Annotated in this window: 17 protein-coding genes; 11 read left to right on the top strand and 6 right to left on the bottom strand. The window is 67.4% G+C overall.

Annotation, left to right across the window (positions count from 1 at the left end; genetic code table 11):
* Positions 1-13: 13 nt before the first annotated feature.
* Entirely contained in the window at positions 14-3883 is a 3870-nt protein-coding gene (locus tag QP457_RS15735) for a YhdP family protein (protein WP_205404794.1), read from the top strand.
* A gap of 64 nt (positions 3884-3947) precedes the next feature.
* A complete protein-coding gene (tldD, locus tag QP457_RS15730) occupies positions 3948-5393 on the top strand; it encodes a metalloprotease TldD (protein ID WP_205404793.1) in 1446 nt (481 codons plus the stop codon).
* Between the two features lie 41 nt (positions 5394-5434).
* On the opposite strand, the gene yjgA is transcribed toward tldD, so the two are convergent.
* Complete coding sequence (yjgA, locus tag QP457_RS15725; protein ID WP_100553155.1) at positions 5435-6025, bottom strand: ribosome biogenesis factor YjgA; 591 nt, start codon at positions 6023-6025, stop codon at positions 5435-5437.
* 68 nt (positions 6026-6093) lie between these two features.
* On the opposite strand from yjgA, the gene pmbA reads away from it, so the two are divergent.
* Positions 6094-7461, top strand: a complete 1368-nt coding sequence (pmbA, locus tag QP457_RS15720; protein WP_205404792.1) for a metalloprotease PmbA — start codon at positions 6094-6096, stop codon at positions 7459-7461.
* An 87-nt stretch (positions 7462-7548) separates the two neighbouring features.
* Positions 7549-7911: a DUF4870 domain-containing protein gene (locus QP457_RS15715; protein ID WP_099818995.1), complete on the top strand. Its 363-nt coding sequence runs from the start codon at positions 7549-7551 to the stop codon at positions 7909-7911.
* Between the two features lie 70 nt (positions 7912-7981).
* Here the strand turns inward: QP457_RS15715 and QP457_RS15710 are convergent, their stop codons facing one another.
* From QP457_RS15710 to QP457_RS15690, 5 genes are all read right to left on the bottom strand, one after another.
* Positions 7982-8860 (bottom strand): farnesyl diphosphate synthase, encoded by an 879-nt coding sequence (locus QP457_RS15710; protein WP_205404791.1) that lies wholly within the window; start codon positions 8858-8860, stop codon positions 7982-7984.
* Positions 8850-9110 carry an exodeoxyribonuclease VII small subunit gene (locus tag QP457_RS15705; protein ID WP_006381978.1) on the bottom strand — a complete coding sequence of 87 codons (261 nt, stop codon included), beginning with the start codon at positions 9108-9110 and terminating at the stop codon, positions 8850-8852. Before QP457_RS15705 ends, QP457_RS15710 begins: the two co-directional genes overlap by 11 nt.
* Positions 9111-9146: 36 nt before the next feature.
* Positions 9147-10433, bottom strand: coding sequence for a tRNA lysidine(34) synthetase TilS (gene tilS, locus QP457_RS15700; RefSeq protein ID WP_286040708.1), 1287 nt, complete (start codon positions 10431-10433; stop codon positions 9147-9149).
* Positions 10434-11034: 601 nt separating this feature from the next.
* Positions 11035-11580, bottom strand: coding sequence for a WG repeat-containing protein (locus QP457_RS15695; protein ID WP_205404790.1), 546 nt, complete (start codon positions 11578-11580; stop codon positions 11035-11037).
* Positions 11577-13283, bottom strand: a complete 1707-nt coding sequence (locus tag QP457_RS15690) for an alkaline phosphatase (RefSeq protein ID WP_180166284.1) — start codon at positions 13281-13283, stop codon at positions 11577-11579. The genes QP457_RS15695 and QP457_RS15690 overlap by 4 nt, the downstream gene beginning before the upstream one ends.
* Before the next feature lie 154 nt (positions 13284-13437).
* Here QP457_RS15690 and QP457_RS15685 point away from each other — a divergent pair, with 154 nt between their 5' ends.
* The 7 genes from QP457_RS15685 to QP457_RS15655 all read left to right on the top strand — a co-directional run bounded on the left by QP457_RS15685 (position 13438) and on the right by QP457_RS15655 (position 20524).
* The gene (locus tag QP457_RS15685) at positions 13438-14772 is read left to right on the top strand and encodes a dicarboxylate/amino acid:cation symporter (protein WP_025876066.1); all 1335 of its coding nucleotides are present in this window, start codon (positions 13438-13440) and stop codon (positions 14770-14772) included.
* A gap of 287 nt (positions 14773-15059) precedes the next feature.
* Positions 15060-15542, top strand: coding sequence for a hypothetical protein (locus QP457_RS15680; protein ID WP_338126698.1), 483 nt, complete (start codon positions 15060-15062; stop codon positions 15540-15542).
* The gene (locus QP457_RS15675) at positions 15539-16153 is read left to right on the top strand and encodes a hypothetical protein (RefSeq protein ID WP_205404788.1); all 615 of its coding nucleotides are present in this window, start codon (positions 15539-15541) and stop codon (positions 16151-16153) included. Before QP457_RS15680 ends, QP457_RS15675 begins: the two co-directional genes overlap by 4 nt.
* Positions 16154-16195: 42 nt before the next feature.
* On the top strand, positions 16196-17578 hold the full coding sequence (locus tag QP457_RS15670; protein WP_205404787.1) for an adhesin: 1383 nt from the start codon (positions 16196-16198) through the stop codon (positions 17576-17578).
* Between the two features lie 140 nt (positions 17579-17718).
* Positions 17719-18423, top strand: coding sequence for a C39 family peptidase (locus QP457_RS15665; protein WP_180166287.1), 705 nt, complete (start codon positions 17719-17721; stop codon positions 18421-18423).
* Positions 18424-18436: 13 nt separating this feature from the next.
* Positions 18437-19189 (top strand): hypothetical protein, encoded by a 753-nt coding sequence (locus tag QP457_RS15660; protein WP_100553145.1) that lies wholly within the window; start codon positions 18437-18439, stop codon positions 19187-19189.
* A gap of 45 nt (positions 19190-19234) precedes the next feature.
* Positions 19235-20524: a transporter gene (locus QP457_RS15655; protein WP_180166289.1), complete on the top strand. Its 1290-nt coding sequence runs from the start codon at positions 19235-19237 to the stop codon at positions 20522-20524.
* Positions 20525-20539 lie beyond the last annotated feature (15 nt).

Raw genomic sequence — 20539 nt, 5'->3', positions numbered from 1 at the left:
CTTTCGGTGGCCGATGAGCGCGCCGCCGCGCCTGCGACTGCGAAGGATCCGCCGTCATTTCATCGCCGCATGCGCGGTCGGCCTGGTCGGGCTTGCCCTGCTGGTCGGCACCCTCAGCCAGCTGCTGCCGCTGGCTGAGCGCCATCCGGACAGGATCGCGGCCTGGCTGAGCGCGCGCGCCGGGCAACCGGTGCGCTTCGAACGCCTGGACACCACCTGGACCCGACGCGGTCCACTGCTGCAGTTGAAGGGCCTGCGCATCGGCGCGGGCCAGGGCCTGGCCATCGGCGAAGCCGAGGTACTGGTGTCGATGTACAGCGGCCTGTTGCCGGGCCGTTCGCTGACCGAACTACGCCTGCGCGGCCTGGCGCTGGACCTGCAGCAGGCCGCCGATGGCCGCTGGTCGGTGCGGGGCCTGCCGCAGTCCAGTGCTGGCGGCGATCCACTGGATGCGCTGCGCCGGCTGGGCGAACTGCAGGTGATTGGCGGCCGCCTGGGCGTGCATGCGCCTGCGCTGGGCGTCGACGCCAGCCTGCCACGCATCGATCTGCGCCTGCGCGTGGATGGCGACCGCCTGCGGGTGGGCGTGCGTGCCTGGGCAGAGATCGACGCTTTGCCGCTGACGGCGGTGCTGGACCTGGATCGCCAGCGCGGCAACGGCCAGGCCTGGGTGGGTGCCGATCCGGTTGATTTCCGCGCCTGGTCGCCGTTGCTGGCGGCCGGTGGCATGCGCCTGCGCGAGGGCAAGGGCGAGCTCAACCTGTGGTTGACCCTGCGGGATTTCGCGCCGGTGGCGCTGACCACCGATTCGGATCTGCGTGATCTGCGTATCGAAGGCGCGCCGATGCCTGGCATCGCGGCTCCGCAGATGCAGCTGCAACGGCTGCAGGCGCGCCTGCGCTGGCAGCGGACCGCAGACGGTTGGGCGCTGCAGGTGCCGCGCCTGCGCCTGCAGGCCGAGGGCAGCCAGCAGCAGCTGGACGGCCTGCACGTGCGGATGGGCAAGCAGATGCAGGTGCAGGCAGGGGCGGCGCAGGCGGGTCTCGCGCTGCGCGCGCTGTCACTCGGCGACCGGCTGGATGCGGGCCTGCGCCATTGGCTGTACCTGGCCAAGCCGCAGTTGGACGTGGCGCAGCTGCAGGTGCGCGGTCAGCAGGATGGCCCGTTGTGGGTACAGGGCGAGCTGCAGTCGCTGGGCTTTGCCAGCGTTGGCAACTCGCCGGGCCTGCGCGGCCTGGGCGGCCGCTTCGAGGGCGATGCCGATGGCTTCAGCCTGCAGCTGCAGCCGCAACGCCAGCTGCAGTTCGATTGGCCGACCGGTTTCGGCGTGCGCCACGACCTGCACTTGGCCGGACAGATTGTCGGTTGGCGCGACGAGGCCGGTGGCTGGCGCATCGGCACCCCGGCGATGCGCGTGGAAGGTACCGACTACGCCGCCGACGTGCGCGGTGGCCTCTGGTTCCAGGGCGATGGCACCCGGCCGTGGATGCAGCTGGTGGCCAAGCTGGACGACGTGCCGATGACCGCCGCCAAACGTTTCTGGATCCATTCCAAAATGAGCAAGGGCGCCACCGACTGGCTGGACATGGCCTTGGCCGGTGGCCAGGTGCGCAACGGCATCGGCCTGGTCAGCGGTGATCTGGACGACTGGCCGTTCGACAACAACGACGGCCGCTTCGAGGCCACCGGTCACATCACCAACGGTGACATCCGCTTCCAGCACGATTGGCCGTTGATGAGCCAGGTGGACGCCGATGTCGCCTTCATCGGCCCCGGTTTCCACATGCAGGGCCGCGGCGATCTGGCTGGTGTCGCAGTGCAGAAATTCGAAGCCGGCATCCAGGACTTCGGCCAGCAACCGCTGTACGTGCGCGCCGACAGCCAGGGCGATGCCGGCAAGCTGCTGGCAATGCTGAGGCAGAGTCCGCTGCACAAGGAGTACGGCGACACCCTGGACAACCTCGCGGCAAGCGGTCCGGCCAAGGTGCATTTCGACCTGCTGCAGCCTCTGCATCATGACGAAGGTGGTGGCCACCTGCAGGGCACCGTGGACCTGGCAGGGCTGAAGCTGGTCGACAAGCGCTTCCAGCTGGAATTCGACAACATGCGCGGGCAGGCCCGCTACAGCAACGCCGGCTTTGCCGCCGAGGAACTGGCGGTGCGCCACCTCGGCCAGGACGGCCGGCTGAGCCTGCGCGCCGGTGGTTTCGTGCGTGACCCCAAGCTGGCCTTCGAATCGGAACTGGCCGCCACGCTCGACGCGGGCGTGCTGATCGACCGTGCACCGGAAATGGCGTGGCTGAAGCCGTACATCAATGGCACCTCGCCGTGGACCATCGCGGTGAACCTGCCGAAGGTGGCACCGGGTGCGCCTGCGCCGCCAAGTGAGCTGCGCCTGCGTTCGGACCTGGTGGGCACCCGCCTGGACCTGCCGGCACCGCTGCAGAAGCCCGCCAGCGAGCCGCTGCCGACCACCGTAGCCGCGCAGTTGCCGATGGGCGCTGGCCGCATCGACGTGGCATTCGGCCAGCGTCTGGCGCTGGCCGCGCGCAGCCACAACAACCAGACGGGTGTGCAGGTCACCTTGGGCAGCGACCGTGTCGACCGCGAGCCACCGCCCAGCGGGCTGACCATCAATGGCCGCAGCCCGACCCTGGATGCGCTGGAATGGATCGGCCTGGCCCGTGGCGCCGGTGGCGATGGCGATCCGATGCCGCTGCGCGCGGTTGACGTGCAGGTCGGCCAGCTGATGCTGATCGGTGGCGTGTTCGAGCAGACCCGTCTGCAGCTGCATCCCGGCCCGCAGGCGCTGGACGTGCGCCTGGATGGCCCGTCGCTGGCCGGCAAATTGAACGTACCCAACGCCGAGGGCGGCACCATCAGCGGCCAGCTTGAGCGGGTGTACTGGCAATCGTTGCCGACCCTTCCCGGAGCCACTGCGGCACCGGCACGGGTGCAGGCCGGTGCCGACGACATGGACCCGGCCAAACTGCCGCCGTTCGCACTGGACATCGCCGACCTGAAGTTCGGCAAGGTGGTGCTGGGCCAGGCGGTGCTGCGCACGCGGCCGATCGCCAACGGCCTGAGCGTGGAAGAACTGCGCTTCCGTGCCCCCAGCCAGGAGATCGACATCCGTGGCCGTTGGCTCGGCAAGGGCGGCGGCTCGCGCACCGCGCTCGATGCGCAGGTGCGCAGTGAAGACCTGGGCGGGTTGCTGCAGAACCTCGATTACGGCGGTCAGCTGCGCGGCGGCTCCGGCCACGCCCAGCTGCAGGCGTCGTGGCCCGGTGGTCCTTCGGACTTCCAGCTGGGCAACCTGCAGGGCCAGCTGGATGTGAATGCCCGCAATGGCCAGCTGCTGGAGCTGGAGCCAGGTGCCGGCCGCGTGCTGGGCCTGCTCAGCGTCGCCCAGCTGCCGCGGCGGTTGATGTTCGACTTCCGCGACTTCTTCTCCAAGGGCTTCGCGTTCAACCAGGTCGAGGGCAGCGTGCAGTTCGGCGAGGGCATGGCCCGTACCGACAAGGTGCTGATCGAAGGGCCGGCAGCGAACATCACCATCCGTGGCGAAGCCGACCTGCGCAAGCAGCAGTTCGACCAGACCATCGACGTCAACCCGCGCGCGGGCAACCTGCTGACCGTGGTCGGTGCGGTGGCCGGCGGCCCGGTCGGCGCGGCGCTGGGTGCCGCCACCAATGCGGTATTGTCCAAGCCACTGGGCGAGATCGGCGCCCGCACCTACAAGGTGACCGGCCCGTGGAAGGAGCCCAAGGTGGAAGTGATCGAGCGCAGCCGCGAACGCGCGCCAGCGCCGGCACCGCCGCCGCGCATACAACCATTGCCGGCCGCGCCGCCGACCGTCACCGAACCGCCGCCGCCGCGTTGAGCCCGGCGTCCCCGTTTCCCCCGGCGGACTTGCCTGGCCGCCTTCACACCCCCAGATCGAGACCATGACTGACAACGCCCTGACGCTTGCCCAAGACCGCCTGTTGCGCCCCGGTGGCCTGGATACCGCCGGCCTGGAGCGCACCTTCGGCCAACTGCTCGGCCCCGGTGTGGACTTCGGCGACCTGTACTTCCAGCACGCCCGGCGCGAAAGCTGGAGCGTGGAAGACGGCATCGTCAAGGACGGCGCCCATTCCATCGAGCAGGGCGTGGGCGTGCGCGCGATTGCCGGCGAGAAGACCGGCTTTGCCTATTCCGACGACATCCACGCCGGTGCGTTGCTGACTGCGGCGCAGTCGGCACGTGCGATCTCGCGCGAAGGTGGCGCACAGACCGGACGCTCGCTGCTGCGCGGCGATGCGCGCGTGCTGTATCCGGCACTGGACCCGATCGACGGCATCGGCAACGAAGCCAAGGTCGAGGTGCTCAAGCGCCTGGACGGTTACCTGCGCGCGGCCGACCCGCGCGTGAAGCAGGTGATGGTCAGCCTGTCCGGTGGCGTCGATACCGTGCTGGTTGCCCGCACCGATGGTGTGCTGGGCGCCGATGTGCGCCCGCTGGTGCGCTTGAACGTGCAGGTGATCGTTGAACAGAACGGCCGCCGCGAGTCGGGTTATGCCGGCGGCGGTGGTCGCTACGGCTATGAAACCCTGTTTGCCGATGGCCGCCCGGAAGCCTTCGCCCGCGAGGCGCTGCGACAGGCGTTGGTGAACCTGGAGGCAGTGCCGGCGCCGGCCGGGGTGATGCCGGTGGTGCTGGGGCCGGGCTGGCCGGGCGTGCTGCTGCACGAGGCGGTCGGCCATGGCCTGGAAGGTGACTTCAACCGCAAGGGCACCAGCGTCTACGCCGGCAGGATCGGCGAGCGCGTGGCCGCCCCGGGCGTGACCATCGTCGACGACGGCACCCTGGATGGGCGCCGTGGTTCACTCAACATCGATGACGAAGGCCATCCCACCCAGTGCACCACGCTGATCGAGGACGGCATCCTGGTCGGCTACATGCAGGACAGCCTCAACGCGCGGCTGATGGGCGTGGCGCCGACCGGCAACGGCCGTCGTGAATCGTTCGCGCACATGACCATGCCGCGCATGACCAACACCTACATGCGCGCCGGCCAGCACGATCCGCAGGAAATGATCCGTTCGGTGAAGAAGGGCCTGTACGCAGTCAATTTCGGCGGCGGCCAGGTCGACATCACCAGCGGCAAGTACGTGTTCTCGGCCACCGAGGCCTATCTGATCGAGGATGGCCGGATCACCGCGCCGGTGAAGGGCGCGACCCTGATCGGCAACGGCCCGGAAACCATGCAGAAGGTGCGCATGGTCGGCAACGACCTGGCCCTGGACGAGGGCGTGGGTATCTGCGGCAAGGACGGGCAGAGTGTGCCGGTCGGTGTCGGCCAGCCTTCGCTGCTGATCGAGGGCATCACCGTCGGCGGTACCCAGGCCTGAGCACGGCGATGGCCACCGCCACCGCCATGCCCGACGGGGACTCAGTCCTCGTCGGTGTCGTCGACCGGCGCGTCCGCCTCGACATCCTCACCGGATGCCTTCAGGCCCAGCGCGGCCGGCAGCATCAGCGCGCGCAGCACCTGGAAGATTTCGCGGTAGGCACGCGGCGGCTTGTTCTTGGCCTTTTCGGCCTGGGCGTTGCGCACCAGCGTGCGCAGCTGCTGGCGGTCGGCCTGCGGGTAATCGTTGAGCAGTGCGGCCAGCGCGGTGTCGCCCTCGTTCATCAGGCGTTCGCGCCAGTCTTCGGCACGGTGCATCATCGCCACTTCGCGGCGGCCGGTGTCGCTGTTGGCGTCCAGCGCATCGCGGATCGCGTCCAGCGCGGCATCGTCCTCGCGGCGCATGTGCTTGGCCAAGAACGCAAGTTGCCGCTTGTGCGCGATATGGGCGGTGATCCGCTTGCACTCGGCGATGTGCGGCAGCAGGTCCTCCGGGATCGGCAGGCGCGCCAGCTGGGCCGGGGTCAGCGACACCAGCTTCTCGCCCAGGGCCAGGACGTCGAGCGCATCGCGCCGGTTCTGGCTGCGGCTCTTGTCGTGGAATTCACCGGTTTCTTCGTCGCGTCCGCGCATCGTCCATACCTGATTTCAAAAAAAGTCGCCCGGCGTGATGCCGGGCCCAACCCGCACAGGATAAAGCATTGAACGTGATCGCCCCTGAAGTTGCCGTCGGCGACGACAGCCCGGCCAGGCTGGAACGGCTGGCCGACATCTCCCAGCAGCTGCTGCTGCGTGCCCGCGCGCTGGGCGCCAGCCAGGCCGAGGTCAGCTGCAGCGAGGACCGCGGACTGGAGGTCAATGTGCGTCTCGGCGAGGTCGAGACCGTGCAGTCCACCCGTGACCGCGGCATTGCCGTGACCGTCTACTTCGGCCAGCGCAAGGGCAGTGCCAGCACCGCCGACCTGCATGAGGCCAGCCTGCTGGCCACCGTCGAGCAGGCCTGCGCGATCGCCCGTCATACCGAGGACGACCCGGCCGCCGGCCTGGCCGACGCCGGGTTGATGGCCCGCGACTTCCCCGAACTGGACGGTTGGCATCCCTGGGAGCTGCAGGCCGACGAGGCGGTGGACCTGGCACTGGCCTGCGAGGCCGCGGGCCGCGAGGCCGATGCGCAGATCCGCAATTCCGATGGCGCCTCGGTGTCGAGCATGCAGAGCGTGTCGGTCTATGCCAATTCGCACGGCTTCATCGGCCGCGAGCGCGGTACCCACCATTCGATCGGCTGTGCGCTGATCGCCGGCACCGGCGATGGCATGCAGCGCGACGGCTGGTACACCGGCGCACTGGCCCGCGAGGACCTGGAAGATCCGGCCAGCGTCGGTCGCCGCGCCGCCGAGCGCACGATCGCCCGCCTGCAGCCGCGTTCGCTGCCGACCGGCAGCATGCCGGTGCTGTACGCGCCGGAAGTGGCGCGCAGCCTGGTGGGCCATCTGCTGTCGGCGGTGTCCGGCGGCGCACTGTACCGCCAGGCCAGCTTCCTTCTGGACAGCGTCGACCAGCAGCTGTTCCCCGACTGGATGCAGATCGAGGAGCTGCCGCACCTGCGCCGCGGCCTGCGCTCGGCCGCCTTCGATGGCGACGGCGTGGCCACGCGTGCGTCGGCCCTGGTTCGCGACGGCGTGCTGCAGCGCTACGTGCTGGGCAGCTATTCGGCACGCAAACTGGGCCTGCAGACCACCGCCAATGCCGGCGGCGTGCACAACCTGCAGCTGGCGGCCAATGCCGGTTCGCTGCAGGAGATCGCCGCGCAGATGGGCAACGGCCTGCTGGTGACCGAGCTGATGGGGCAGGGGGTGAACGGGGTGACCGGCGACTACTCGCGCGGCGCCGGCGGCTTCCGCGTGGAGGACGGCCAGATCCAGTATCCGGTGGACGGCATCACCATCGCCGGCAACCTGCGCGACATGTTCATGGCCATCGAGGCGGTTGGCAGCGACGTCGATCCGCGCTCGCATATCCGCACCGGCTCGATCCTGGTGGGGCGGATGACGATCGCCGGCAATGATTGATGCCATTGATGGCGTAAGCTAGGCCCGCCTGACGCGACCGGCTTGCCGCCGGTCGGTCAAGACCACCCAATAAAAAGGAGTTTTGTCGTGAGCGAATTCGAGAACGTCCCGGCGGCGAGCAGCGTGCCTGCCGACCAGCGCACCATGGCCCTGGCAGCGCACCTGCTGGGCATCTTCACCGGTTTCATCGGCGCGCTGATCATCTGGCTGATCAACAAGGATGACGCCAGCAAGGCCTTCGTCACCGACCAGTCGAAGGAAGCGCTGAACTTCCAGATCACCGTGGCCATCGCAATGGTGGTGTGCATCATCCTGACCATCGTGGTCATCGGCGCGATCCTGATGCCGATCGTCGGCCTGATCAGCCTGGTCTTCAGCATCATCGCTGCGGTCAAGGCCAACAACGGCGAAGCTTACCGTTACCCGTTCGCACTGCGCCTGATCAAGTAAGACAGGCTGTACGCGGATACGAAAACGCCCGGCACTGCCGGGCGTTTTTTGTTGGTGGCGGCACGCTGCCTCAGTGGTCGCGTTCCACCGCCAGCGTGGCCAGCGCGCGCAGCGCATCGGCTTCTTCGTGATAGCCCGCCAGCGCCTGCTGCATGCGAGCGGACAGTTCGCGCAGCTGCGCCTTGGCACCATCCATGCCGAGCAGGGCGGGGAAGGTGCTCTTGTCCTGGGCCTGGTCCTTGCCGGCGGTCTTGCCCAGCTGCTCGGAACTGGCTTCGACATCGAGGATGTCGTCGCGGACCTGGAAGGCCAGGCCGAGCGCATCGGCGAAACCGTCGAGCTGGGCCAGCACGGGTTCGGGCGCTTCACCGCACAGCGCGCCCATGCGCACGGCAGCGCGGATCAGCGCACCGGTCTTCAGCGCATGCATGCGGGTGAGCGCTGCCAGCGACTGCTGCTGGCCGGTGGCATCAATATCCAGCGCCTGGCCGCCGCACATGCCGGCCGCGCCGGAGGCATGGGCCAGGGTCTGCAGGCATGCCACACGCAATGCCGCCGGCAGGGGCGCATCGGCCAGCAGGCCGAACGCACGGGTCTGCAGTGCGTCACCGGCGAGGATCGCGGTGGCTTCGTCGAAGGCGATGTGGGTGGTGGGCTTGCCACGGCGCAGGGCGTCGTCGTCCATGGCCGGCAGGTCGTCGTGCACCAGCGAATAGGCGTGGATCAGCTCCACCGCCATCGCTGCGGAATCGAGCCTGTCCAGCGGGGCACCGAACACCTGGCCGGCGGCATAGACCAGCAAGGGGCGCATGCGCTTGCCGCCACCGAGCACGGAATAGCGCATTGCCTGGTGCAGGCGTTGCGGGGCTTCGGCCGGTGAGGGCAGGGCGGCGTCGAGCTGGCTTTCGATACGGTCGCGCCAGCGCGCGAACAACGCCTCAGCCGTCATGGCTGGGCGGATCGAAGGGTTCGGCGGTTTCGGGCTGGGCCGGATCGCTGAGCAAACGCACGCGCAGTTCGGCCTGCTCCAGCGCCTGCTGGCACTGGCGGTACAGACCGACGCCACGTTCGTAAGCACTGAGCGAGGCTTCCAGGCTCAGCTCGCCGGTTTCCATCTGCTCCACCAGTTGTTCCAGCGATTCGAGCGACTGCTCGAACTGGGCGACCGGGGAGGCGTTTTCGGGGGACTTCTTGGCCATGCGACAAGTGTGGACGGCGCGCGCGCGAGGGTCAATTCACCAGCCGCCCGGATGCCACTGCAACTGTGCATTGTGTGCCTGCAGCCAGGCCTGCAGCGGTGCGGAAACAACCACGTCGGCGGCCGCCAGCAGCTGCTCTCGGTCGAACAGCAGGGGCAGCTGCGCGCGTCGCCAGGGCGCCAAATGCTCGCGCTGCAGGCAGTCCTTCAGCGCGGATGAATGCGTACGGCCGGGCAGTACGATGCGTTCGCCGCCCTGACGGGCGCGCAGTTGCAGCGGGTGTTCGAAGCCGTCCGTGCCAAGCAGGCGCAGCTGGCCGCCGTCGGGCAGCTGCAACGGCGCGCGGCCGTCCCACGCCGCCTGCCAGTCCTTCGGCAGAGCCGGCAGTTCTGCCGGCAGCAGGTAGGCGTGCTGGCGCCACTGGCGGATGGCGTGCTGTTGCCAACGCACCTGCGATTGCCGATCGGCGCCGGCGATCATCAATTCGTTCTGTGCCTGCCGCAGTACGTGCGCCGGCAGCGGTGCTGCGTCATGGCGGCGTACCCACGCACGCAGCACGCGCGCAGCACGCTCCGGTGCAACCTGGCGCAGCAGCTCCAGCGACAGCACCCGTGGTGCTACTTCCAGGTGAGCGAGCAGCTCGGCGTCTTCTTCATCCAGCAATGCACGGGTCTGCGCGCAAAGCGCGGCGCTGCCGGCCAATGCGGCCGTGGCGTGTGGCCAGCGCTGGCGCAGCAGTGGCAGTACCCGCAGGCGCAGGAAATTGCGGTCGGCGTGGTCTTCGCTGTTGCTGGGGTCTTCGATCCACTGCAGGCCGTGAGTCGTGGCGTAGGTCTGCAGGCTGCTGCGAGGCACATCGAGCAATGGCCGCCACAGCCGATGGCCGTCGAGTTGGCTGTCAGCGGTCATCGCCGCCAGCCCATCAATGCCCGAGCCGCGCAACGCGCGCAGCAGGAAGGTCTCGGCCTGGTCGTCCTGGTGCTGGGCCAGCGCCAGGGTTTCTCCAGCCTGCAATTCGGCGGTGAATGCCGCGCGGCGTGCCAGCCGGGCAGCACCTTCGAGGCCATGGCCGCCCTCACGCGTGACCTGCACGTGGTGCACGGCCAGTTCGATGCCCAGCGCAGCACATTGCTGCTGGCAGTGGCGCACCCAATCATCGGCAGCCGGTTGCAGGCCGTGGTGGACATGGATGGCACGCAGCGGCGTGCCGGCGGCCTGCGCCGATTGCCACAGCCAGTGCAGCAGCACGGTCGAATCCAGGCCGCCGCTGTACCCGACCAGCAGCGGTACATCCAGCGGAACGAGGGCGGGGAAGGCGGTCACGGCGGCAAGTATAGGGTGGGTCGGCAGGGCTGCGCCCTGCACCCGCAGAGGCTGGAGCAACAGCCGAAGCAACAGCCGAAGCAACAGCAACAGCGAGCATTCCGTGGGATGGCGGGGTGGGTCCGGTTGCGGGGGACGCTGCAAGTACGTCCATGTAAGCTCGGTCGCGCCATCCATGGCGCTTACGCCCCCGCAACCGGACCCACCCCGCCTTCGACAGATCTCCGCGATCTGTTGGAACGGCATGGCCTGCCCTTGGATGGCCTGCCCTTGGTGGGTGTCGACCTTGGTCGACACGTAGATCCACGCCATGCGTGGATGAATTTCAATCGAAATTGAATATTTCGACAGTTGATCGAAGAGCATCCACGCATGGCGTGGATCTACTGGCCACCGGCCAACCGTCGAAGGCGGGGCGGTGTCGGATTGCGGGGTGTCAGCCGCATGGATGCGGCTGCCAAGCCCCCATGGATGGGTTCACGGCGTCCCCGCAATCCGACACCGCCCCGCCATCCCACGGAATGCCGCTGTTGCTGTCGCTGTTGCTCGGCTGTTGCCGTTGTTTCGGCAGGTGCAGGGCGCAGCCCTGCCGATAAACCCCTTACTTCAGCCGGCGACCGGAACGATCGATGCGGAACCACTCGCCGCCTTCCATCGGCGTATGCCCGTCGCCATCGGGCGTGCCTCGGCGGCAGCCGTTGCAGACCTCGGCCACGCCGTCCTGGAATGGCCAGGCAAAATCGAACGTGGCCGCAATCACCTGCTCGAAGGCGGCGTTGAAGTAGCCCACACGGTCGCCGACGCGGCCGCGGAACAGGCCTTCCTGCAGCGGATCTGCGCCGTTGTCCCAGGTGATCACCGCCTGGCTGCGGCCGCGACGGTCGACGTAGTGGAAACCGTCGGCAGTCTGTACCAGCGCCAGGCCATCGGCGTCGTAGGGAAGATCCTGCAGGGTGTCCGCGCTGATCTGCGGCTTGTGATCGACGAGCTTGCAGCCGGGCAGCATCCACAACCCGTGTTCTTCGGTCATGACCTTGCAGGCCGGCCCCTGCGCTGACGCGCAGGTACTGGCCAGCACGCCCAGCAGGGCCAGCCAGCGCGCATGGCGCAGGCTGGCCAGGGCAGGGCGTGCCGGCCGGGCCATCACTTGCTGTCAGCCTTGCGTTCGAAGGTGACCGGTGCCGGCAGTTCCACCGGTACGCCCTTGTCGTCGCAGGTGCCGGCCTTGCACAGGCGGTCGCGCAGGGCCGGGGTGGCCTGCACGATCATGTGGTAGATCGCGTTCTGTTCCAAGGTGCCGCGGATCGCCTTGCTGCCCGGGCCGCGTGCCCAGATGCCGACGTCCTCGCCACCATGCGATTCGGACTTCATCGGGACCAACGCTTCCTGCATGTAGTCCGGATGCTCGGTATCGACATCGTGCAGGTTCGGGCGGCCGTTGGCCGGCTCGAAGCTGCTGGGGTTGTGCGGGTAGCGCTTCGGGCCTGCCGGCTGCTGGTTGCTGGTGCCGGTGTGGCCGGGGCCGTTGGCATAGCTCAGGGTGGTGTAGGGCTGGCCGTTGCCATCCAGTGCCAGGTCGAGCTTGCCCGCGCCGTCTTCGCCGCCCTTGTCCTTCACCTTGCCCAGGATCGGGTTGCCACGGGCCGGGTAGCCGACGAAGTTCAGGGTGTGCGAATGGTCGGCGGTGACGATGATCAGCGTGTCGTCGGCCGAGGTCAGCTCGTTGGCCACGCGCACGGCATCGGACAGGGCCACGGTCTCGGTCAGCGCACGGTAGGCGTTGCCGCTGTGGTTGGCGTGGTCGATGCGCGCGCCTTCGATCATCAGCACGTAGCCTTCCTGATGGCGCGACAGGTTCTTGATCGCTGCAGCGGTCAGCTCGGCCAGGCTCGGCTCACCGGCCGGGTCCTGCGGGCGTTCGTACTCGTAGCGCATGTGGTCCGGCTCGAACAGGCCAAGAATCGCCGGAGCGTTGGCGGCGGCCTGCAGCTGCTTGCTGTTCCACACATAGGCGCCCTGCGGGTGCGCCTGCTGCCATTCCTGCACCAGGCTGCGGCCGTCCAGGCGCTGGCCGACCTTGTCGTCGTACTCGGGGTCGCGCTCTTCCACGGTGGTGAATTCACCACGACCGCCGCCCAGGGCGACCAGCGGGCCACGGCCGTAGCGCGAGGTCGACAGCAGCTGCTGGGCGATGTCCTTGCAGCCGGCGGCCTTGGCCGCTTCGGTCAGGTCGGTGTCGTTTTCCCAGTTGCGCTCGGGCGAATGCGCGTAGGTCGCGGCCGGCGTGGCATGGGTCAGGCGTGCGGTGGAGACCACGCCGGTGGCCAGGCCGGCGCTGTCGGCCAGCTGCAGCCAGGTCAGCAGGCCCTTGGACAGGCTGTCGGCGCAGTCGGTGCGGCTGCCGGCACTGACACCGATCGCACCCATGTGGGTCTTCACGCCGGTGGTGATGGCGGTCATGGTGCCGGCCGAATCCGGCGTCTGCGAATCGGTGTTGTAGGTCTTGCTGAACGCGGTGGCCGGGAAGCGCTCCCACGACAACAGGTTCTCTTCGCCCGAGCCGCCCTTCTGCTGGCCTTCGTAGATACGCGAGGCAGCCACGGTTGTCAGGCTCATGCCATCACCCAGGAACAGGATGACGTTTTTGGCCTTGCCGGCCATCGCGCCATTGGCGGCCGCCTGGGCGGCACCGCTGCGGTACCACCACTGCGGGGTTTCACCGGCAGGGTGGGCGACGGGGGCGACGCTGACCTTCAGGCCGGCCGGGGCGGACGCAGGGGCGGTGCTGGCGCAGGCGCCCAGCAGCAGGGTCGTGGCGCAGGCGGCCAACAGGGAGACGGAACGACGCATGGACGCTGGGATCTCACAAAGTGTAACGGGACGTTCATTATGCCCGGCCTCGCAAGGCACGCCGATGACACACTGATTTGCCATGTGGGCGGTCGTTCTGCGGCCCGCCTTGGGCTATCGTGCCAGCATCCCTTCCTACCCCCTTGGATTGCCTATGAAGCTGGTCTCTGCCTGGCTGCGGATTCCATTCTGGCAGCGCGTGGTCGGTGGCTTCGTGCTCGGTGCGTTGGCCGGCTGGGCGCTTGGCCCGGCCGCTGAAACCTGGTTCGGCCCGCTCGGCGAGCTGTACGTCACCCTGATCAAGATGATCGCGGTGCCGCTGGTGTTCTTCGCGGTCATCAACGCGATCTCTTCGCTGCATGGCCAGAAATCGGTGGCCGCGCTCAGCGGGCGCACGTTCCTGTGGTTCGTGATCACTGCCGCGCTCGCGGTATGCGTGGGCCTGGGCGTGGGTACGGTGCTGCAGCCCGGCGCCGGTGGCCTGCAGCTGTCGATGGCCAGCAACTATGTTCCGCGCGAAGTACCCAGCGTGGTGCAGGTGCTGCTGGATGTGGTGCCGTCCAACGTGTTCTACGCGCTGTCGGGCATCGGCACCAAGGTCAACGCCGCCGGTGAAACCGTGTTGGCCGCAGGCCGTGGTTCCATCCTGCCGGTGATCTTCTTCGCTGGCCTGGTTGGCTTTGCCATCGTCAAGCTCGGCGAGAAGGTGACCGAAGCGCGCAAGCTGGTCGGGCAGATGAGCGACATCATGATCCAGGTGACCCGCTTCGTGCTGGAAGTCACCCCGATCGGCACCTTCGGCCTGATCGCCGGCCTGGTCGGCAGCTATGGTTTCGAGAAGCTGCTGCCGCTGGGCCACTTCGTGCTGGCGCTGTACGTGGCCTGCGCGCTGCACATCGTGGTGGTGTACAGCGCGCTGCTGCTGGCGCACGGCCTGAACCCGCTGAAGTTCTTCCGCGGCGCGGCGCCGGGCATGCAGGTGGCGTTCGTCAGCTCCTCCAGCTTCGCGGCGATGCCGGTCGCGCTGCGTTCGATCACCCACAACCTGGGCGTGAACAAGGATTACGGTTCGTTCGCGGTGCCGCTGGGCGCGAGCATCAAGATGGACGGCTGCGGCGCGATCTATCCGGCGCTGTGCGCGGTGTTCATCGCCCAGTACAGCGGTGTGCCGCTGACGCCCGAGCAGTACGTGGTGGTGCTGATCGCTTCGGTGCTGGGCAGCTTCGGTACCGCCGGCGTGCCGGGTACGGCGGTGATCATGGCGACGGTGGTACTGAGCGCGGCCAACCTGCCGCTGGAAACCATCGGCTATCTGTACGCGATCGATCGCATCCTGGACATGATGCGCACGATGACGAATGTGACCGGTCAGATGCTGGTGCCGGTGCTGGTGGCCAAGGAAACGGGCCTGCTCGACCAGACGGTGTACGACAACCCGTCCACCAACGTCGGCATCGATGATCCCGACCCGAGCCCGCCGCGCGCCTGAAGCGGCACTGCAACGGGCTGTATCAGTACCTGTAACACTGCTGATACAGCCCCGATGGCGCCTTGCGCAGTGGTGTTTCCTGCGCGTTAAGGCCAACGAAATCCGAACGAAGTTGTAACACTGCGGCGTCATGCCGCCGTGCTGTTGCCGGTCAAACCCCTGCTGCGACAGCCTCCCGGAGTTGGCACGAAAGCTGCTCACTCCCTGCGCATAGGCAACGGGAGAGCGGCATGGACGGCAGCACCACCCTTTTCACTGTTTCGGGCCGGCAGCTGGCGCTGCTGCTGATGCTGGTCGTTCCGCTGGCGGCTGCGGCCTCGGGTGCCCGCCAGGGGGTGAAGGCGCAGCCGGGTGAAATCGTCCTGCTGCGCGATGTCGCCACGCGCCCGGCCTACCGCATGGCGCCGCCCGGCGTGGCATTGATCGCCGATCCGAAACCGCAACAGGAGATCGCCGCTGCACTCGGCAGCGGTGGCGCCGCCAGCGGCATGGATGAACTCAGCGAGGACGACTACGCCGGTCTCGGTGCCGGTCAGTCCGGCAACGTGCACGCGCACGGTGTCACCACCGTCGAGCGGGTGACCCAGCAGGCATTGGGCGGAACCCTCGGCCGCTCGGGCGAGGGGATGATCAGTGGCAGCAGCCTCAGCGGTGCGATGAGCGGCCCGCTGGGTGCGGTCGGCAATACCACACGCGGCATCGGCGATACCGTGCGCGGCGCACTGTCGCAGTTCCCGCTGGGCGCACCGGCGCAGGCGGGTGGCAAGTGAAGCGCGCAGTGCTGCTGGCGGCCTGGCTGGCAGTGCCGGCCGTAGCCTTGGCCGACGACTACAGCGGGATGCTGGCCTACCTCGATGTGACCCGCATCGACGGCCGCGCGCTGGCCGGTGCCAGTGGTGCCATCGCCATCAACCAGGCGGCGGGCGATCTCAACATCCAGGCCAACCTGCATGGCATGGCCAGCGGCGACCGCGCCGACGTGGCCATCGCCGCACGGCAGCAGCACAGCAACGATGTCGTGCTGTCGGCACCACTGGAAGCCAGCGCGCACATCGCCGGACAGGCGCTGGCAGGGGCCAGCGGCATTGCATCGATCAACCAGGCCAGCGGCATCGCCAACACGACGCTCAATGTCGTCAGCGCGACGCTGGCCCGGCAAGGAATACGCGAGTCCGATGACACGGCGTTGGCCGCCTCGGACATCGCGTCAGCAGGGGGGCAGGGCGATACCGGTGACGGTGTTGCGGCGGGTATCCGCAGTGTCGGCGTTTCCTCGACGTCACTGCGGGGCTTCGACGGTGTCCTGCAACTCAATCAGATCGCGGGAGCGCGAAACGATACGGCCAATGTTCTGGGCCTGGTCGTGCAGGGCAACCCGTGAGTACCACCCACCCGATGTATCACTGATGAGAGAGAGGGCACCATGAAAGCGACTGTCAAAAAGACCGTACTCGCCATGGCAATTGCCACTGCCTCGACCGCTGCTGCGGCCAATGGCTGGGACAACCAGAACGCCAACGCGAACATCAACCACAACCACGTCGTGACCGAAACCCGCAACGACACGCACAACCACACCGACAACGAAGTCCGCAACTGGACCCGCACCAACACCACGGTACGCAACAGCACCGACACCTCGAACGTGACCCGCAATCGCACGGTGAACGTCAACGAGCAGGTGCAGAAGAACAGCAACATCCAGGCCGACGAGCGCAAGGAAAAGAACAACCACGGCGTCGACGTGAACCTGGAGAAGGACCTGCGGCTGAGTTCGGACATCAACTTCTCCGGCGATCCGACCATCACCGGTGACATCGATCTGGATTCGGCCGCCATCGCCGTGATCGACAACCGCCAGTCGATCAGCAACAACCTCACCGGCAACAGCCTGGTCACCAACAGCGCTTCGATCGCCGATGATGTCGGCGCCGGTGCCTCCGGCAACCTCGGCTTCAACGTGGTGGCTGGTGACAACAACGCGCAGGACAATGCTGCGTCGCTGTCGGCTGCGGATGCCTCCTTCAGCTTCGGCATGGCCGACGCCGAGGTGTTCGTCAACCAGGCCGGCTTCGGCAACACCACCATGAACTCCGGCGTCACCAACGCCGCAGGCCTCGGTGGCAATGCCTTCGGCGGTGCATCGGGCAACATCGGTGTGAACATCGCCTCGGGCAACAACAACGAGCAGAAGAACGCACTTGCTGCATCGGTAGCCACCAGTGCGATGGCGCAGTCGAGCATCAGCTCCAACCAGGTGTCCACCGGCAACACCGTGTCCAACGCCGGCTTCGTGCAGTCCTACACCGATACGGTGCAGGTCGGCCTGAGCGGTCGCGTCGCTGGCGGTACCCTGGCCGTGGGTGCCGGTACCTATCGCGGCACCGGCAATGCCTACCAGATGGCCAACTACTACCTCGATACGTGGAGTGGCGATCTGCCGCATCCGGGTGGCAATGCGACCGGGCACATCGATCTGGACAACGAGATCCAGAACGCAACGATGAACCCGAACCGGCCGGGAGTGGGTGGCCTGGGCTTCGATACGCGTGAAAGCGGCACCAGCCAGTTCGTCGAGCTGGGCGTGGCCGACCTGTATGCCAGCCTCAGTGGCACGGTCAGCACCACCCGCTGGGTGAACGTCAATGCGACCAACACCTCGGCACTGTCCGGCAGCGCGTTCTCCGGCGCGTCCGGCAACATCGGCGTGAACGTGGCATCGGGTACCGGCAACCTGCAGGCCAACAGCCTGGCATTGGCCGTGGCACAGCCGAGCACCGGCGGTGGGACCGGCGGCGGCGAATGATCCACGGTGTGACCGCTTTCGCAGCGAACCTGCGTTGAGCGCAACAAGCCCGGCCATCCGCCAATGGCCGGGTTCCCCCGGGAGCCCCTGTCCCTCCTCCCCCTTGGGGCAGGGGCTCCTTCCTTCTCGTGGAGAACAGCATGGCCGGTCATCGCTGGTGGTTGCGTTTGCTGCCCTGCCTGCTGCTGTTGACCAGCGCATCTGGCTGGGCGGGCGAGGTGGTGTTCAGCGGGGTGCTGCCCAATGGTGCGCTGCTGCAGCAGAAGGTGGAAAGCATGCAGGAGCGGCGTTATCGCAACCTGGTGCGGCAGCACACCGACTACAGCTGCGGGGCGGCCGCTCTGGCCACCATCCTGCGTTATGCCTACCACCTGGACACCACCGAGGCGACGGTGATCGAGGGAATGATGGGGGTATCCGATCCACAGCTGGTCAAGGAACGCGGTTTCTCGTTGTTGGACATCAAACGCTATGTCGAATCGCTGGGCATGCGTGGACGCGGCTATCGCATCGATGAATCGCGGCTGCGCACGTTGCGGGTTCCTGGACTGGTGCTGATGGATGTACGCGGCTTCCGGCATTTCGTCGTGCTCAAGCAGGTGCGCGACGGCGTGGTGGAAGTGGCCGATCCGATTCTGGGCAACCGCAGCCTGTCATTGGAAGAGTTCAGCGCCGCCTGGCCGTCACGTGCTGTTTTCGTCGTGATCGGCAGCGACTTCGATCGCAACACGGTGCTGCTGCAACCCAGCGAACGGCCCAGTGCCCGCGCGTTGTATGCGCGGCAGGGACCGATCACCGATGCCGAACTGGTCGACTTCGGCTTCAGCCACGCCGACCTGTTCTGAAGGAGGCACGATCATGCAATGCCAACGTGTAGTACTCGCCCTGCTGCTGATGCTGTCGGTGTCGCCGTTGATGGCGGCAGACGGTGCACCGGGGCGTGGCCTGAAGGAAATACCCGATCCCGAACTGAACCTGATGCGTGGCCGCTACACCGTCGGTGGCAACAACGTGGCGTGGTTCGGGGTGACGATGATTTCGCAGTGGCAGGGACCCAACGGTGCGGTGGTGCAGGGCGCGCTGACCCTGGGCATGGATTTCCGCAATGGCGGGACACCGAAACTGAGCTTCCAGCCCAGCGTCCACGTCACTGCCGCTGACGCACCGTTGCCGACCACGGCAGGGCGCAGCATCGACAGTACCGGCCTGGCCAATGCCAGCGGACTGGTGCAGAGCGTGCAGGTGGCCGGCGATGGCAACACAGCGCGCAACGTGACCACGCTGACCGTGCGTGATGGCGCGGTGCCGACAGCGATGACCGATGACGGCAGCCGCATGGCGCAGGCACAACAGGGTGGCGCTACCGCCACGGCCATGCTCGATGGCAACCAGGCGCGCCTGCTGCTGCAGGTCGACGGGCAGAGCCTGGTACAGCAATGGATCCGCAATGGCAGCGTGGGGCAGGGCATTGCCCTGGCCGGCGATGGTCAGACCGCCAGCAACCGGCTGCAGCTGGAGCTGGTACGCAATACCGCGGCCAACAACCTGCCCTTGAGCCAGAACGTGGCCCAGGCGATCGGGATGAACCGCGGCATGGGCCCAGGCCAGTAACACGGCCTGGTCGGGGGGAATCGACGTACAACGCAGGTCACCGACATGCACACTCTCTACCGGCTTACTCCGCTGGCGCTGGCGGCGCTGGCGGTCACTGCCTTCGCCCAGCAGCCCGCGCCCAGTGACGGCGCCGACATGCAGGCATTGATCGCGCAACTGGAACAGCTCAAGGCCAATTACGCACAGGAGGTCCGCCGCCTGCGCGAACTGGACATGCAGGTGCAGGCGATGCAGGCGCGGCTGAGTGGTCGCGCAGGTCCCGGTACAACGCCCGCAGCGCCGTTGGCGCCCGCTGCAGCATCCGCCGTTCCGCCCAGCAGCGAAGGCTATGCCAGCAGCGCGGCCGAGGCACAGCAGGCCAAGCAGGAGGCACGGCGCAGCGTGGACGACGTCAAGCAGCAGCAGGCGGCGTTGTTCTCGCGCCGGTTCACCATCGAAAACGGCCTCACCTATGCGCGCTATGACCGCAAGCAACTCACCCTCAACGGCTTCCTCGCCCTGGATGCGATCTTCCTCGGCAACATCGCGATCGAGAACGTCGAATCCGATTCGCTGACCTACAACCTGGCCGCGCGCTGGGGCGTGAGCCCCAACCTCACCTTGAACCTGGACGTCCCATATCTGGCCCGGCGCACGGTCTACCAGAAGGGCGGTGCCGGCGGTGCAGCAGCGGCGATCGCGCAGGAAGAAACCAACGGCAGTGGCATCGGCGATGTCAGCCTGAGTGCCAATTACCGGCTGTTCGCCGAACGCGGCTGGCGCCCGGAGACGGTACTGACCGGTGGCGTGACTGCTCCAACGGGTCGCGCGCCCTATGGCCTGGACTGGAAAGTGATCGAGCGCGATGACGATGACTACATCCGCTTCGCGGTGCCGCAGGAACAGCCGACCGGCAACGGGGTGTGGCAGGCCAACCTGGGCGTGTCGATGGTGAAGACCGCCGATCCGGCCATCCTGTTCGCCAACGCCGGCTATATCCACTCGTTCCCGCGTGGCTTCAGCGATATCGACAGCAACCCGGACACGGTCAACCCCGGTGACGTGAAGCTGGGTGGTTCGGTGTACTTCGGTGCCGGTGTGGCCTTCGCGTTCAACGAGCGCACCAGCCTGAGCATTTCCTTCAGCGACAAGATCAGCACGCGCGCCTCGACGCGTTTCAAGGGCGGTGAATGGGTGAAGGTGATCGGCAGCGATGCCAATGCGGCCTCGCTCAATCTCGGCGTGACCTACGCGTTGAACCAGCACACCACGCTGGTGACGATGCTGGGCATCGGCCTGACCCCGGATGCGCCGGACTTCACGCTGGCCTTCAAGGTGCCGTACATGTTGTAGGCGGGGCGGCCGGGC

It is taken from the genome of Stenotrophomonas sp. As-7 (assembly GCF_030291015.1).
Classification (GTDB): Bacteria; Pseudomonadota; Gammaproteobacteria; order Xanthomonadales; family Xanthomonadaceae; genus Stenotrophomonas; species Stenotrophomonas lactitubi.
The sequence above is the reverse complement of the archived record's forward strand: the minus strand, read 5'-3'. Positions and strand labels throughout refer to the sequence as shown.